This is a genomic window from Lysinibacillus contaminans, assembly GCF_001278945.1.
In the GTDB taxonomy this organism is placed as follows: domain Bacteria; phylum Bacillota; class Bacilli; order Bacillales_A; family Planococcaceae; genus Lysinibacillus; species Lysinibacillus contaminans.
In genome coordinates, this window is the sequence record NZ_LGRV01000001.1 from 300,058 (window position 1) to 316,393 (window position 16,336).

The 16,336-nt window shown below is 32.9% G+C and carries 16 protein-coding genes and 1 other RNA gene; 13 read left to right on the forward strand and 4 right to left on the reverse strand.

What is annotated here, in order from left to right:
• Positions 1-831: 831 nt before the first annotated feature.
• Positions 832-1,187: a transfer-messenger RNA gene (gene ssrA / locus AEA09_RS19385) on the forward strand.
• 136 nt (positions 1,188-1,323) lie between these two features.
• Here the strand turns inward: ssrA and AEA09_RS01515 are convergent.
• Together AEA09_RS01515 and AEA09_RS01520 are read right to left on the reverse strand one after the other, a co-directional pair.
• A complete protein-coding gene (locus tag AEA09_RS01515) occupies positions 1,324-2,475 on the reverse strand; it encodes a site-specific integrase (RefSeq protein ID WP_053582157.1) in 1,152 nt (383 codons plus the stop codon).
• A 53-nt stretch (positions 2,476-2,528) separates the two neighbouring features.
• Entirely contained in the window at positions 2,529-3,161 is a 633-nt protein-coding gene (locus AEA09_RS01520; protein ID WP_053582158.1) for a helix-turn-helix domain-containing protein, read from the reverse strand.
• Between the two features lie 124 nt (positions 3,162-3,285).
• Here AEA09_RS01520 and AEA09_RS01525 point away from each other — a divergent pair, with 124 nt between their 5' ends.
• The 12 genes from AEA09_RS01525 to AEA09_RS19765 all read left to right on the forward strand — a co-directional run bounded on the left by AEA09_RS01525 (position 3,286) and on the right by AEA09_RS19765 (position 14,144).
• The gene (locus tag AEA09_RS01525) at positions 3,286-3,534 is read left to right on the forward strand and encodes a helix-turn-helix domain-containing protein (protein WP_053582159.1); all 249 of its coding nucleotides are present in this window, start codon (positions 3,286-3,288) and stop codon (positions 3,532-3,534) included.
• The gene (locus AEA09_RS01530; protein ID WP_053582160.1) at positions 3,515-3,793 is read left to right on the forward strand and encodes a hypothetical protein; all 279 of its coding nucleotides are present in this window, start codon (positions 3,515-3,517) and stop codon (positions 3,791-3,793) included. Before AEA09_RS01525 ends, AEA09_RS01530 begins: the two co-directional genes overlap by 20 nt.
• 143 nt (positions 3,794-3,936) lie before the next feature.
• Positions 3,937-6,285: a phage/plasmid primase, P4 family gene (locus AEA09_RS01535; protein ID WP_082332536.1), complete on the forward strand. Its 2,349-nt coding sequence runs from the start codon at positions 3,937-3,939 to the stop codon at positions 6,283-6,285.
• Between the two features lie 339 nt (positions 6,286-6,624).
• Positions 6,625-6,846, forward strand: a complete 222-nt coding sequence (locus tag AEA09_RS01540; RefSeq protein ID WP_053582162.1) for a YozE family protein — start codon at positions 6,625-6,627, stop codon at positions 6,844-6,846.
• A gap of 133 nt (positions 6,847-6,979) precedes the next feature.
• Complete coding sequence (locus AEA09_RS20415; RefSeq protein WP_053582163.1) at positions 6,980-7,369, forward strand: HNH endonuclease; 390 nt, start codon at positions 6,980-6,982, stop codon at positions 7,367-7,369.
• Positions 7,370-7,505: 136 nt separating this feature from the next.
• Positions 7,506-8,222: a hypothetical protein gene (locus tag AEA09_RS01550; protein ID WP_053582164.1), complete on the forward strand. Its 717-nt coding sequence runs from the start codon at positions 7,506-7,508 to the stop codon at positions 8,220-8,222.
• A 148-nt stretch (positions 8,223-8,370) separates the two neighbouring features.
• Complete coding sequence (locus AEA09_RS20175; RefSeq protein ID WP_245622753.1) at positions 8,371-8,511, forward strand: hypothetical protein; 141 nt, start codon at positions 8,371-8,373, stop codon at positions 8,509-8,511.
• 8 nt (positions 8,512-8,519) lie between these two features.
• Entirely contained in the window at positions 8,520-8,702 is a 183-nt protein-coding gene (locus AEA09_RS20180; protein WP_245622759.1) for a recombinase family protein, read from the forward strand.
• Between the two features lie 198 nt (positions 8,703-8,900).
• Complete coding sequence (locus AEA09_RS01555) at positions 8,901-11,651, forward strand: N-6 DNA methylase (protein ID WP_053582165.1); 2,751 nt, start codon at positions 8,901-8,903, stop codon at positions 11,649-11,651.
• Complete coding sequence (locus tag AEA09_RS01560; protein WP_053582166.1) at positions 11,651-13,018, forward strand: restriction endonuclease subunit S; 1,368 nt, start codon at positions 11,651-11,653, stop codon at positions 13,016-13,018. Before AEA09_RS01555 ends, AEA09_RS01560 begins: the two co-directional genes overlap by 1 nt.
• 180 nt (positions 13,019-13,198) lie before the next feature.
• Positions 13,199-13,345, forward strand: coding sequence for a helix-turn-helix domain-containing protein (locus tag AEA09_RS20540; RefSeq protein ID WP_342667608.1), 147 nt, complete (start codon positions 13,199-13,201; stop codon positions 13,343-13,345).
• Between the two features lie 649 nt (positions 13,346-13,994).
• Positions 13,995-14,144: a hypothetical protein gene (locus AEA09_RS19765; protein ID WP_156312014.1), complete on the forward strand. Its 150-nt coding sequence runs from the start codon at positions 13,995-13,997 to the stop codon at positions 14,142-14,144.
• A 141-nt stretch (positions 14,145-14,285) separates the two neighbouring features.
• On the opposite strand, the gene AEA09_RS01565 is transcribed toward AEA09_RS19765, so the two are convergent.
• Entirely contained in the window at positions 14,286-15,125 is an 840-nt protein-coding gene (locus AEA09_RS01565) for a YitT family protein (protein ID WP_053582167.1), read from the reverse strand.
• 784 nt (positions 15,126-15,909) lie between these two features.
• The gene (locus tag AEA09_RS01570) at positions 15,910-16,305 is read right to left on the reverse strand and encodes a hypothetical protein (RefSeq protein WP_053582168.1); all 396 of its coding nucleotides are present in this window, start codon (positions 16,303-16,305) and stop codon (positions 15,910-15,912) included.
• Positions 16,306-16,336 lie beyond the last annotated feature (31 nt).

A 16,336-nucleotide genomic window follows, 5' to 3' on the forward strand; every position in this document is an offset into this window, starting at 1 on the left:
CTGTTTCGTATACGGTTGCTCTATTGACATGGTGATTTGTCATCTGTTTTCCTGAAAACAGCATCTGGGTTTCCATATATTTTGAGTAAATAGTAGGGAACATCAAGCTGTCTATTTATAAAAGAGATGTGAAAGTGCTGTGCAAAAAATCTTTTGAAAACAATTTTAAATGCTTGTATATCAAGGTTTCAAAGTGTGTTTATATGATGAATTGCCTTGCTATCCTTTTAAAGAATTAGAGTAGCAAAAAATCAGCTTCGAATTTAAATGAATAAACGTTCTTTGTTGATCTTTCTTAAAGTTCTATTTTTTACATCGGAATTAATTATATTCATTTTCGTTTTAACACAGGGAAATTCTAATAGTGACTTTAACAAACTCGGATTTATTCAAACTGTCGATTTCGATATACAACATATTTTTAAATAAGCGCCATTTCAGGTCTTTAGTCCTCTTTTGTCACATATTTATAATTAAGTCGTATATCGATTTTGACAAATGAGCTTTTAGGTGTTTAAAAAAAATTGATGTTCAGTATTCTCTGTGAAAAATGAATGCACTCTACGATTTTGACCTACTCAGAATTCATGTAAATGTTTTGCACGGACAGATTTGGATATAGAGCAGATTTTTTTGTTGGAGTTCAAGTTGTATGTTACTAATTTTTTGTTTTGAAAGATCGGTGTACTTGAAGTATAAGCAGTATTGTTTTATAATGAGTTATAGTCATTGCCAGATTACATGGAAGTGTCACACTTGCTTCCACCGTACTAGAAGAAATTCTAGCTCTTTGTTTGAACGAGGCCATGTTGCTTCGTATCATATAATCAAGGGGACGTTACGGATTCGACAGGGATGGTTCAAGCTTTGGTCGCGCGTCGGAGGTCTCGGCTCCGTCATCAACGGAAGTTATATAATAACTGGCAAACAACAAAACTTAGCTTTCGCAGCGTAAGCTCGTAAGCGCTCTGCCTATGCATCGCCCATGTGCATAACGTAGGGCCCAACTTTAGTGGGATACGGTCGTTGGTACCACCTGAGTCAACGGCAAGAGATTTCCAGGTTAGCGTACAGGACGCCTGTTTGTCGGCATAATGCTACGTGAATTGCGAATAGGCAAACTACACGCGTAGAAGCTAAAGTATTGGAGTCTTTGGACGCGGGTTCGACTCCCGCCGTCTCCATAATACGAGTTCATTGAGTTTCAATGAACGTCAAAACCCTTGTATATCAAGGGTTTTTTATTTTGCCTATATCATGTAATGGCATTAACACGTATTTAAACGTAGTCAAAGTCGTATTCATTCGTATTCATTTTCAAGTTTAAATATTAAGGTACTTTTCAAACTTTTGAATAGCTTCTTCTTTTGCTTTTTGAGTTACGTGTGCATAGATGTTCATTGTAGTTTGTACATCTGTATGCCCTAAACGATCTTGTACTTCTTTAATGCTTGCGCCAGCTTCAAACAACAAGCTACAGTGAGTGTGTCTTAAACCATGCGTTGTGATTTTCTCTAACTTGTACTTTTCTTGTACCTGCACAATCCATTTTCGTGTTTTCGTTGGTTGCAAGAAAGTATTCGTCTCATTATTAAATACGAGTTGTCTAGACTTTAATGTATTGTAGCCGAGTATTAAGTAATCCTGCTTTTGTTTCTTCTTCCATTCTTGTAAGATTCTAGTTGAATTCTCGTCCATCTTAATTGTGCGAGCTATTCCTGTTTTTGTCGATTTAATATATAGACGGTTATTTGTACCGCGCGACAATGCTTTGTTAATGCGTATTTCGTTTGTTTTAAAGTTAACGTCATTCCATGTTAAGGCTAGTGCTTCACCTTTACGCATTCCGCTGAATGCAAGAAGCCTAAAAAGTGCATAGGCTTTAAAATTATCCTCTTTTTCCAGACACTTTAGAAATTGGATGAGCTGCTCTTTTGTATAGAAGTTTTCCTGTGCTTCCTCTTGCTCAATATCCTCTTTTTTAGCTGCAGGCATGTCTACTAATGTGAAAGGATTTAATTGAATGTAGCCACGCTTTACTGCAAAATCTAACACTTTAGCTGCGTAGGATTTGACAGCACGATACTTTTTTAATTTACCGTACCATTCATTTACATGACGCTGGCATACTTCCACATTTATTTTTTCAATCTTGTAAGCACCCATAGCAGGTAAGACATGATTTTTAAATATGCCTGACGTTTTAACAAAGGTGCTTTCCTCAACCGTATTCTGATATTGCTCAATCCACAGGTTATACACATCAAGGTATGTTTCAGCAGTAGTTTTTCGGAACGTACCATTTTCAATTTCTAAACGAAGACGGGAAAGTGCAAGCTGTGCCTCTTTTTTGGTTTTAAAGCCCCGTCTTGTAGTTCTTTGTTCTTTTCCTGTTAGTGGATCTACACCAACATAGATTTGGAATTGGTATCGTTTTTCACCATTTTGTAGTGAATAGTTTTTTATTGCTGCCATAATTACTCCTCCTAGACGCTTGCGGGGGCAAGATAAGAGTGAATATTATGTTATTAAATGAAATCGATTTCTTTTAGTGATTCATTAACCTCGTTAGATTTTCTTTGTATTTCCTCTGAGATTATTTTTTCCAGTTCAATTTTACGAGTAAGTAAATTAGAAATAAATTTTTTATCTTCGATAATTCTATTTTCGAATGATGAAATCAACTCTGAAAGAGATTCTTTATTATTTATCATATCAACCGCTTGAATGAATTTAAGTTTATTAGTAGAAGGCTTTTCTTTTTCCTGTACATTTTTTTCTACTTTTCTGTCTGGAGCGTTAATTATCTCTTTCTGTAAACGAAGAAGATGTAATTGTGCAGATTGAATACTAGTGACGCAGGTACCAATAAGTGGAATCATGTTAACGTATTCAAAAGCAGCTTTCTCTAGGGGTGTCTGTATATCGACATAACCTAAAGCGCTCATAAGTGAGTTGTATATTTCTTTATAAACTGACATATCACCATTTGCTAATCCATTTGAGACACTTTTTATAAAAGATATACTAGGATTATATCTATTGTTTTCAACATCACTTAAATAAGTTCTTGATACACCAGCCTTTTTAGCTAAAGCTATTTGAGTGATTTTTTTACTTTTTCTTATGTTTTTTAGTGTGGTGCCTAGATCATTTTTCATTTAATCACATCCTCTGTTACTTATTATAATAAATTAAAATGACGGAAATACAAGTATTTATATGTTGACTTAATGACGGAAATACCTTACAATTTGATTTACTGAAGCAAAGTGAGGGAACGAAATGAATTTTTGTGGTAAAACAATTGGACTTATTATTAAAGAAAGAAGAATAGAAAGAGGGATTAAACAATTTGAATTAGCTAAAAAAATTGGTGTTTCGAGAACTTATTTATCTGATATAGAAAATAATAGATATTTGCCGGGTGCAAAATTATTATCCAAAATAAATGAAGAGTTACATTTTATTTTTTTAATCAAAAATGACGGAAATACAATTCGTTTTAAGGGGGGTGAACATTATTCGAATTGAATTTGATACCCCAGAAGGTCTCGAGGCACAAATCAGACTAGTTGTACTTACAGCTACTAAAGAAGCAATTGAACAAAGTCAAAAACAGTTAACTTCTAAGGAGTATTTTACAATTAAAGAGGCATGCGAGTATATCAACGTTAGTTTCGCTACGTTTTCTAAATTCCGAACTCTCGGTTTACATGTGATTGAAATTGACGGTGTAAAGAGAGTGAATAAAAAAGTAATTAATGAATTTCTTGAAAACCATTCATTTTAAATAATATAGCTTGTGGGGGCAAGAAATAATTTAGGATATTTAAGATAGAGAGAAGTGGAAAAGTGGAAAAACAAAATCAAGAACATCCCAATGAGGAATATAAATCCGCTTTGCCTAATATAAAAGTTGATACATATCATGAAATGCCGATGGAATTACAGAATCTCAAGCAGTGGATAGTATGGAGATTTGAAAAGGAAAAGGGAAGAGATAAGCCTACAAAGGTACCGTATCAAATCAATGGATTAAAAGCCTCATCAAATAATTCTAATACTTGGAGTACGTTTGAAGAAGTTATAAATGCAGTTCGTTCAAAGGAATATGGGTTCGATGGAATCGGATTTATGTTTGCTAAAGATGATAATTATATAGGAATAGATATAGATAATTGTTACTCAGAAGGAGAATTTAATCAAATAGCAAATGATTTAATGGAGTTATTAGATTCATATAGTGAATTTTCCCCTTCGGGTACAGGAATTCATATCATTGTAAAAGGACAATTACCTGAATATATTACCGGGACGGGTAAAAAATCTGCTAAGTATGGTTTAGAGATCTACTCTCACGGTAGGTTTTTTACTTGTACAGGTAATAGAGAAAATGAAAATGAAATACTGGAACGAACGGATGAAATTGAAGAAGTATTTGAAAAATATTTTAACCGCGAAGAACTGGCAACTTACACGAGTACAGAATTTAATACAGAACCAATAAATTTAGAAGAAGATAGCATAACGTGGAAAAAGATGTTTGCAGATAAGAAAAATGGTTCAGATATTCAAGCTATGTATATAGGAAAGTTAGTTAGGGATAACGATCATTCGTCTACAGATTTTTATTTGTGTAGCGAACTTGCATTTTATTGTGATAAAGATTTCATCAAAATGGATAGGATGTTTAGAAATAGTGGTCTGTATCGTGATAAGTGGGATGAACGTAGGGGATCTATGTTATACGGTGAAATGACACTTTTAAAAGCTGCTGTAAGTAAGAAAAAAACAATTTCAGATTACAAAAAAGAAGAGAACGATTTCCATTTGATTATGAATGTAAAGGATTCTCCAAGCGTTGACCTTCAAAAAGTATTAATTGAAAGACGTTTAAGAGAGTTAGAAATTGCAATAGCAGCATGGGAAGAAGCGAATGGGAAAGGAAAGAAGCCAAGTACAATTTCACCTATCCGATGCGCAATCGTGCTACAAGAATATATTTCATTTGTATTGTTTGATTTAGAAGAAAATACAAGGCTCGCTAAATATCAACCAAAAGAAGGAACGTACACAAATAATACAACACTAATCAAGCGTGTGATTAGCTGGTTAGAGCCTTCTTTTAATGAAGCAAAGGCGAATGAAGTAATCTACCACTTAACCAACCAAGCACAGGTTAAAGAACGAACAGCGAGTAGATTTTTGATACCAGTTAAAAATGGTGTATTTAACCTAAAAACAAAAACATTGGAGCCGTTTAGTGCAAAATATGTTTTTACATCAAAAATCGCAACTTCTTATGTTCCAAATGTGGTTAATCCTACGACTAATGGTTGGGATGTAGAAAGTTGGTTAGATTCCATAGCTTGCGGTGATGCAGAAATTGTCAACCTATTATGGCAAGTTATAAATGATTCATTGAACGGAAATTACACTCGGAAAAAATCTATTTTCTTGTTAGGTGAAGGGAACAATGGTAAAGGGACGTTCCAAGAACTTATCACAAATTTAATTGGGGTACAGAATATCGCTTCGTTAAAAGTAAATGAATTTGATGAACGTTTTAAGTTGAGTTTGTTGGAAGGGAGAACAGCGGTTATTGGTGATGATGTACCAGCAAACGTTTATATCGATGATTCATCCAATTTTAATAGTGTAGTTACAGGAGATCGCGTAATTGTTGAACAGAAAAACAAACCTATCTACAGTACAGTTTTTCGTTGCAGCGTTATCCAATCGACTAACGGTATGCCAAAATTTAAAAATAAAACAAACGGTACTGTTAGACGTATTGTGATAGTTCCGTTTAATGCAGATTTTAATGGGGCAATTGAAAACTTCAAAATTAAAGATGAATACATCAAACATGAGGAAGTTTTGCAATACGTTCTCCATAAGGCAATAAACATGGATTTTGAGAAATTCGATATTCCATCTGTATCAAAAATTGAACTTGAAGAATTTAAACAGGACAACGATCCAATTTTAGACTTCAAAATAAATGTATTCGATAGATGGGATTTAAAAGAAATTCCCAAGTACGTTGTTTATGGGATGTATAAGAGCTTTTGCGATGAAAATGGCTATAGATTCATTTCAGATAGAAAATTCCATAGGCAATTTAAAGCGCAACTACCAGATGAATGGATTGATGGATTAAAGCGTTTCGAATGGATTGAGTTAAATGGGATTGGAGATTTAGACCGTTTAGGTATTGGGTTTCCAGATAAAAGTAAACCGCAAAGCACCTATAAAAGTGAAAAGTTAAAAATTGTCTAGTTGGAATTTGTAATTGTAATTGAAATGTGTAATCGAAAAAAACTTTTCAATTACAGTCATATTCCACGTGGCTGTAAGGTTCGAAGTGATTTGTAATCCTGTAATCGTAATTCTATTAACTTTTAAAAAAATATAAATATCATCCTTAATATTTGTTTCTATTAAATTTAAAAAAGAAGTGAGAAATACGATTACAATAACAAAAAACGATCAAACCCTTGATATTAAAGGATTATTTATGTAATCCGAAAAAGTAGTTCGATTACAAATACAGTTAAATTCAATTACAAAGGGTAGCGTAATAGTATCAATTGTGGAAGGCTGAAAGGTGGTGAACTAATGACATATAAAAAATGGATGAAACAATTTAAGGACTGTAATAATCCTGAGGGGGATTTATCAAGAGACATAATGCAAGATGAAAATTTTCCGAACAGTAAGCAGTTCCATCCGAATTATGAATATTTAATAGCGCGGGCATGTGAAAAAGTAATGGGGATTTTTGATGAAACTTGGCTGGAATACTTAAAGAGTTCTGGAGAGAGAATTTATTGGGATTAAAAGTAGCTAGTATATAAACTTTCGAAGTAAATCATTAAGTCACTTCATAACGATGTGGCTTTTTATTATGATAATTATTTGACCTATTATTAGTTTAGAAAATCGAAAAAATATTATTATGCGAGGTGAGAGGATGAAAAAGAGTTGTTCATATTGTGGGCGCATTCACGAACGTTCTCACACATGCAGCAGTAAACCGAAGAAAGTAAAACAGGTTACATATATAGATAGGTTCAGACGGGCGAGAGCATGGAGAAACAAGAGCCTATACATTCGAGAGCGTGACAGTAACCTATGTCAAATATGTTTACGCATGAGATACAACACGACACAACAATATACATTCGATGGGTTAGAAGTACACCACATACAAGCGCTGGCACAAGCATGGGACAGGCGACTGGATGATGACAACCTATTGACCTTATGTCGTGACCATCATGAGCAAGCAGAGAGTGGAGAGATACCACAATGGGAATTAGAAGCTATAGCACATGAGAACAATGAGAAATATAAATTGTGAGCAAGGCATCCCCCGGGGTTAGAAATTAATTTTCTGACAAAGGAGGGCGACCGACTGCCCCTATGTATTTTGAAAATATTCCCTAAATGAACATTTAATAAAGTAAGATAGATAGTATTGGTAAAGGGGGGTTTTTATGATTTTTGATTTGCAGATGGATAAGGATTTCTTTAAAGAACATATTTATTGTTATTATTGTGAACGAAATTGTGAAAATGAGTGGTTTGAACTTACCGAGTATGAAGCTAAAGAAAAAAATACACCTTACTTTGGCGTTACTGATTATAAATATGAGCTCAAAAGGTTAGCACCTCGTAAAATGGAAGAGTATTTTGAAATGGATTTTCCGCCAAACATTAGGTTAAGTATATGTGTGTGCAAAGAATGTGGTGGATATTGGATTTGGGAAAATAACAATATTATCAGTACTCAATATGTAAAAGTAAATAACCCACATTTAGAATTACCTTCAATATCAAAGGAACTTTACAATGATGCAAGGAAAATATATAAATTAACACCTAGAGCAGCTGCACCTTTATTACGATTAGCTATACAAGAGTTATTAGTTCATTTGAACTTAGATATACATAAAGGGACCTTAGCGTCAATGATTGTGGAACTCTCAGAAAAGCAACGAGCAGGATTAATAGATTGTCCTCAATATATAATAGATGGCTTATTAAAAACGTGTGTGTTAGAAAATGATGGTTTCGCTAGTGGAGAAGTTAATATATATGAGAATGAAGAAAATATAATAATATTATTTGAATTGATAAACGAAATTGCAGCAGAGCTAATTGAAAGAAAGAGAAGAGTAGAAGAATTTACAAAGAGATTAGTGAATAAATAACAGTTCTATAAAACCACCGTTTTAAAGACATTTATTTATTGAAATATTTAAAAGTATTTATATACGGTTAATGATTGTTTTTTGTCTATAAAGTCGTCTGTAATTATTTTTATATAAAACGTATGAGAAATAGAAAGAGGTTCATAAAATGGTACGAGTAAAAGGGTATTGTGGCGTTAGAACAGAGGTACAAAATTTAGATGTGCAGGAACAAGCGATTAAGAAGTATGCTGACAAGTCCTCTAGATCGAAAAGATATCAAGTAGAGCAAATGAAAGAGCAGAATTAAACAATGCAATTAAAGCAGCTTTAAAAGGAGATTTATTTGTCTTGTATAAATTAGACCGATTAGCTAGAAGTACGAAAGAGCTGTATGAAATCACTGAAATGTTAAAAGAACAAGAAATAGACTTTGTCCCCAAGCTTTTAAATAGAAATGATATTTGTAATACTTTATGCTATATTAACAACCTGGATTAAAGTGTAGTTTTATGATGTAGTTAAAAAAGTCAATTAGTTAAGTAGCTAAGAGCTTTTTTATTAAAAAATACGACACTTCAAAAATACGAACGTAAATTCTATAATATAGATATGTTATCATTAAAAAATGATTTATTAGAATAAAAAATATTATAACTTATCTAATATTAGGTTAACAGAAGAAAATGGAGGAATAAAATGAGTATAACAAGGGAAATTTTAGAAAAAATTTTTAGGGATCCTAAGACTAAGTATGAATTACTAGAATTTGAAGATTTGGGTCAAGACATAAGTGTAATTTTAGATATATTCCCAAAAACAGTAACTACGGGTAAAGACGCAGGTAAAACAAAATATTTTATAAAGAGCTTTGTACCATTTTCATCAGGAAAACAAGAAATACAAGTATATGATCCAAACGGCAAATCTAATCCAGAAGAAATAGTAAGACAACTTTGGCTATATAAACTAATCAATTTGTATGAGTACAAAATTGACGAAATAGAAGTAGAAAAAAGCGTTCATTTTGGTACTGAAGTAAATACTAAAGCTGCTGATATTGTTGTATATACAAATAATAAAAAACAAACTCCTAAGATTATTATTGAAGTAAAAAAACCAAAACGTAAGGATGGCATAGAACAGTTAAAAAGCTATTTAAATGCTGAAGGTTCTCCTATTGGGTTATGGTCAAATGGTAGTGAGCGAATTATATTATTCAGGCCCTACCCTGCTGATTTTGATGACACTTTAACAGATATCCCTAAAAGAGGTCAAAGTCCAGAAGATGTATTGAATAAGAAAAAGACTTTAAGTGACTTAAGAGAGAACTTTAACTTTAAAAAAATTATTCAAGATTTAGAAGAACTTGTATTAGCGGATAGTGGGAAAGATGAATTTAATGAGATTTTCAAATTAATTTTTTCTAAGATTTGGGATGAAAAAGAAGCAGCTTCGAATAGGAAAAATAATGAAGTTGAATTTTCTAAAGCATTAGATCCGGAAATTACTTATGAAAGAATTAATGGCTTATTTAAAAAAGCTTGTAATGAATGGCCAGGGATTTTTAAAGATACAGATAATATAGAACTTACTAAAAAACACTTGCAAGTTTGTATTGCACCAATTGAAAATCTACGCTTAATGGGTTCCAACCTTAGAATTATGGATGATGCATTTGAATATTTACTACCTACAGAATCAAAGAAAAAGAAAGGACAATTTTTTACTCCGAGACACGTTATTGAAATGTGTGTAAGAATGATAAATCCTACGAAAAAAGAATTTGTAATGGACCCTTCTTGTGGTTCAGCTGGTTTTTTATTACACGCAATGGAATGGTGTTACCCAGCAAAAGATGAAGCAACGCAAGAGTTAAGAAAACATAGATATGCTGGAAAATATTTATGGGGCATTGACTTTGAAGAAAGAGCAGCAAAAACTTCAAGAGCCTTGATGTTAATTGCAGGAGATGGACACACTAATATATTTGGTCCAGATGTAAGTAGTCTAGATCCCAAAAGTTGGTATGAAACTACATCCGGTCAAAAATTATTAAATAAACTATATGAAATGAAACTTCTAAGAAATGAAATAGCTAAAGAAGATGAAGATAAATTATTAATAGATGATGATTTAGCTTGGAAGTATTACTCGGATTTAAAATTTGACGTTATTTTAGCTAATCCGCCTTTTGCTGGTGAAATTAAAGAAAAAAAATTATTAGCAAATTATGATATTGCAAAACCTGCTTTAAAAAGAGCAAAAAAAGGTGTTGCCAAAGAAGAACGTGATGTTTTATTTATCGAGAGAATAATTAGTTTCTTGAAGCCTGGTGGAAGAGCCGCTATTGTTCTACCTCAAGGGAAATTCAATAATTCTTCATTAGGAATGGTGAGAGAGTGGATTTTAAAAAGAGCTAAATTACTTGGTGTAATAGGTTTACACCAAAACACATTCAAACCTCATACGGGTACAAAAACATCTGTTTTAATCTTACAAAAATATACTGATAAAGAATTAGAACACATTCAATTATTAAAAGAAGAACTAGCAGAAAAATCGCCAGATTTTGAACAAGAAATTAATGATCTTTTAGAAGAATTCAAATATGAGTTTGATATTCCTGAAGAAGAAATTCCTGAAAAAATCTTAGAAATATTTGTTGAAAACTATCAAGAAGCTGAGTTTAATGATGATTTTGAAAATACATCTGAAAATAGCCCTGAGGGCGATGAAGAAGGAGAAGAATTTGTTGAAGATGATTCTGTAGAAGATTTAGTTGAAGAAGCAAATCAAAAATTATTGTCGTTAACTGAAGAACTAGATCAAGAAAAACAGAAACTAGAAAGTTTTGAAATTGAACTACTTGATTTAGAAATAGGTTTTGATAAAGAAATTGATAGTATTACAAATAACTGGAAAGGTACGAAAAAAGCCTTAAATGATGAATTAAGACCACTTAAAGCAAGAAAAAAAGAAGAAATAAAAGCTCTTAAAGGCAAGCAAAAAGAAGAAACAAAAGTTATTAAAACAAATATTAAATCTTTAGAGAAATTAATTCCAGAAGTAGAGGAAGAACTTAATTTATTAACTAATAAAGGGAAACTGAAGTTGTTAGTAAATGACAGTGAATTGTTAGGAACTTTAAAAGAACGTTGGATTGAAAAAGAATTTTCAAAAGAAATGGATTATCCTGTATTTATGGCTGTGTCAGAGTACGGTGGTAAAAATAACTCTGGTGATTACGATTATCTTACTGATGAAAATGGTAACTATATTGAAGATGCTACTGGTCAACCAATAATTAAACAAGATCTGGTTAATTTAAATCTTGGAATAGAAGAATTAAATAAAATAGAGGAATTACCAGAGGAAGAACTTTGTATAGCAGAAGCTTTTATAAAGTTTGCTAAAAAGTATGATTTAGATTTTTGGAGGGAAGATTAGTGGCTATTTGGAATGAAATTCAACATTCTTCTATAAATGTCAGATCTCGTTTTGATAGTGAGTTTTTCCTTCCGGAATATGTTAAAGGACAAGATATCTTAGAAAAAAAGGCTAATAATGTAAGGTTGACTGATTTATTTTGGGTCTCAGATGGAAATCACTTAGAAATATCAAAATATTTTTCTGATAACCCTGAATTAATCCCATATTATCGTGGAAAAGATATCAATGATTTCTTTTTAGAAAATGCAACACCTATTCGAATTCCAGGAAATATTTATAATTCTAAAATGATGGAAAGATCACATTTTAATTATGGAGATGTTTTATTATCAATAGTTGGAACAATCGGTAGTTTATCAATAGTAACAGAAGAGATTGGGGATGCAACAGGTAGTTGTAAAATTGCTATCCTTAGAAGTAAAGGGATAGTTTCCCCATTCTACTTAGCAGCATTTTTATTAAGTAAATATGGTCAAATTCAAATTAAACGTAATACTCGGGGTGCAGTCCAAATGGGACTGATTTTAAAAGACTTTGTTAATATAAGAGTACCAATTATTCCCAAAGAGGATCAAGATGTTATTGATAACTTTATAACAGTAGCAATACAAAAAAATAAAAATAGTAAAGCACTCTATCAAAAAGCAGAAAAATTATTTGAAGAAGAAGTTCAATTTAATAAACTAGATTTAACAAAGCCCAAATCATTTGAAAGTAACTATAGCACTGTAGTTAACGGAAAAAGAATTGATGCTGATTACTTCTTACCCCATTTTCAAACACTATCTGAACAATTAAGCACACTTAATACAAAACCATTAGGGAAAATAGTGAATTTTAAAAAAGGTGTAGAAGTGGGTAGCAAATTTTATCGTGAAAAAGGTGTGTTATTTATTCGCGTTAGTAATTTAAAAAAAGAAGGTATTTTCACAACAAATTCTGATAAATATATTTCAGAAAACTTATATGAAAAATTAAATTCTTTTACAGCTAAACCAGGTGAAATATTACTTACTAAAGACGGAACTATTGGTACAGCTTATGTAGTTGACGAAAAAATAGAGGGTATTATTTCTAGTGGTATTATGAAACTAAGTTTAAAAGATCCTACGATTAACCAGGAATACCTTGGTTTGGTTATAAATTCTAAAATTTGTAAACTGCAAATAGAGCAAGCTTCTTCAGGAGCATTGATTCAACACTGGAAACCAAGTGATATTGCGAAATTAAAAATACCAATTTTAACTGTTGAAAAAATGCAATCGTTATCTGAATTGGTAGTAGAATCAAAGAGTGAAATGCGAGAGGCTAAAGCTCTTCTAGAAAAAGCTAAAACCTATATAGAAAAATTAATAGAGAAATAAAGTAGTTATTCTGTTGAGTGGCGTCACCACTTAGTGGGGTGTTTTCTCAAAAATTGTTGTTTCTACGAGCTAAGATTAAACCAAAAAACAGGCTTGATCTATAATGAACTGTCCCGTAAAAGTTAGACACCAATCTAACTTTTACGGTTTTTTTATGGCAAAAGTAAGGGTGAACAATGTATTCAAGCAGTTCAACGATACTTAAATGGAAATGAATATATGATTGAAATCGCGAAAGATAACGGAGTGAAAGATCGGGTTGTAAGTGAATGGGTTCGCCGCTATCAAAAAAATGGTGTAGAGACTTTCTTAAAGTCCTATACATAATACTCCCTAGTGGAAGAAACGTTGATAAAGCAACCAACTACACGTATAGAAGCTGGCGTATTGGAGCTTCTGTACGCGGGTTCAACCTCTGGGTCACTTTTTAATAATCATGGATTAGAATAATAAATAAAAGAAGCTAATGTTTTAATAATCAGTAGCTTCTTAAAAAATATTAAGTTATATTGCTATACTTATTTAAAATGACTTTTTGAAATTGCCCCCAACAACGCTTATTTTAACTAAATCGTAGTCAAACCCGTATTCAATATATTTATAAAATCACTATAAACCATTGAAAACATTGAAATTATTGCGTTTTTTGAGGCGGTTGGTTCGACTCCCGCCGTCTCCATACAGTGAAGTGTACTGAATTTCATGGAGTGCCTGTGATGTAAAGCATAAATTTTCTATTAGTAATACCTAAAACAATTTGGGCATGTTCCAAAAAAAAGATTGTTTTATATTAATGGGATGGGGAAGATGACTAAATTAGTTAAGTATACCTTAGTGAGTATTCTTCAAGGGTATTTGGCAGAGTTAAATGGAGAGGGAAGAAATAGTTATTATTTAGACAGCGAGTGATGAATAGGAAAACAGGTTTTTAGCTGTTCACTAATGCGGCGAAGTATAAACACAAGAAGGAAGAAATATGCCAAAACAAGAGCAACGTCCCGTCTGCTATAATTACATCGAATTTGAGGATGGTGTCGCTTACTGTTTCATGTGCGATGAGGTTTTCCATGAAACAGGTGATGGGCTCGAAAGTGATTTACTTGGCGGGATTCATAAACAGCCATAATACAAGCCGCGCAATTAGGTTGCGCGGCTTAATTAGTCTATATTTCACGAAGGCTCGTGCCACAATAAAACGGATAACAGGGAAGTTATTTCACTGCGCATTTGTATTTGCACTCAGGCAAAATACTACAGCCTTTTCTGATTAAGACTTTGATAGCTCGATAAAGCCTTTTCCAAACACATCTCGTACATCATGGATGGCAATAAAGGCATCCTTATCTACCGCTTTTACGATATTTTTTAGCTTAATGACTTCTTGACTGCTAATAATGATGTATAAAATTTCCTTTTGTTCTTTCGTATAATAGCCGTGCCCAGATAGTACAGTTACACCACGATTTATTTTATAGCTTACTTGATCTGCGATGGCATTCGGATTTTTTGAAATGATTGTCACTGCTTTTTGAGGGTTCACACCTTCAATTACGAATTCCATAACCTTTGTTCCAATGTAAAGCATCATAATCGTAAGCATGAGTGCTTCTGCGCCGATAATGAAATAGGATGAAAATGCGACGATTAAATCGAAAAATAGCAGCGCGTAGCTAATGTTCCAGCCTAGGAATTTATTTGCTATTCTCGCTAAAATGGTCGTGCCAGCAGTTGTACCACCGACGCGAATAATTAATCCAATCCCAACCCCAACAAAAACTCCACCAAAAATAGCATTAATCATAATTTCATCGGATTGAATGGACCAAGATTCTGTTAAATGTAAGAATATTGAATTGAAGATAACGGCGATAATTGTATAAATGGTCGTTTGCCTATTGAGGAATCGATAGCCGATAATTAATAGGCCAGTATTGATTACCAAGCTGACAATACTAGGGGACCATCCCATTACATAATAAAGAATAATTGTTACACCTGTTACACCGCCTTCACCTAGATCGTTTGGAATAACGAATAAGTTGATAGCAAGTGCAAAGAGGAATGCCCCAATCATCATAATAAAAATATCAATTGCAAATTTTTTCATTTTTCACACCGCCATTTGTAACTAAAATTTTCTAGTAGTCAATACTATTTCTATAGTGTTGCTATGGAATTGAATAACGCCAACAGCTTTTTTGTGTAATTTACATGTGCCAGCATAGAAACTTCTTAGCTAACTTTCCATAAGACATTATTCCATAGTTCTTGTAAATTAGCCAAACCGATTGATTCATGTACCGAATTTTTTAAGATTCCGCCTGTCATTTGTCCATTTACTTCAAACTTTTACGTTGAGGGTTCGGTTTCTCTCATTGATAGGATGTGCGTATGCGTAGACAGTTTTCCCATTTCGTCAGCCATGAATCCGCGATTTTTATCATTTTATCAAATCGTTGGTTCAATTTTGCTGCTCTTGCTTTATTTCTTGTAACAATTCAATAATAAGTTTTTCGTTTGAGTTCTTCAATTTAGTTTACCTCTTAGTTTATAATATTTCTATCTGTAAGCAAAACAAAAAATTTAAAGAAATATCACTTGAACAAATTGAATTAAAAGATAAAGTAGTAGAATTTTGCGAGAAACGAGTTAAGGAAGAGCACGGTGAATATAGTAGCTTACAAAGTTATTTTCTATAAGAAATGGCTAGGCAAATTAGAGATTTCACAAATGAGTTGGGGCAACCAAGTGTGCCCCAGAAGCTTCAATGTCTCCATAAATAAGCAAAGCCTCGATTCATTTGTGAATCGAGGCTTTTTATAAATGAAAAAAAGTATACGTTTTTTAGTAATGTCTAGGCATTCGCGCCACTCACAAGAGGCTGCTTTGTTTTATTTTAACTCCTGAGCTTGTTTTCCCATAAATGCTTCGGCAAGCGGATAAAATGAAGTGACGTCATCAGAATGTAGTTCAATACCTTGAAGGAGCTCTGGAGTATCTAGATTAATTTCTCGATCAGCTGCAATGACATGCTCTTTCATAGGAAGCGGTGAAAATTTCTGTTTCGATTCAGCCGAAGCGATGAAACTGGTGCAAATTCCGTGCGCTAAGAGTTCCCTTAAACGAGTTGCATCAAGATGTTCATAATGCTCCGCGGATAACATCTTCTGATGCAAATGATAAATAGTATGTTGATAATCCTTAATGTCCATAAGAATATTGGCAATGGACAGGTGTGACTCGATTTGAGTTGGATCGATCGCAATCGATTTTTCGAACGCTGCCATTGCAAGTTCAGGTCGTGCACCAGCAATATAT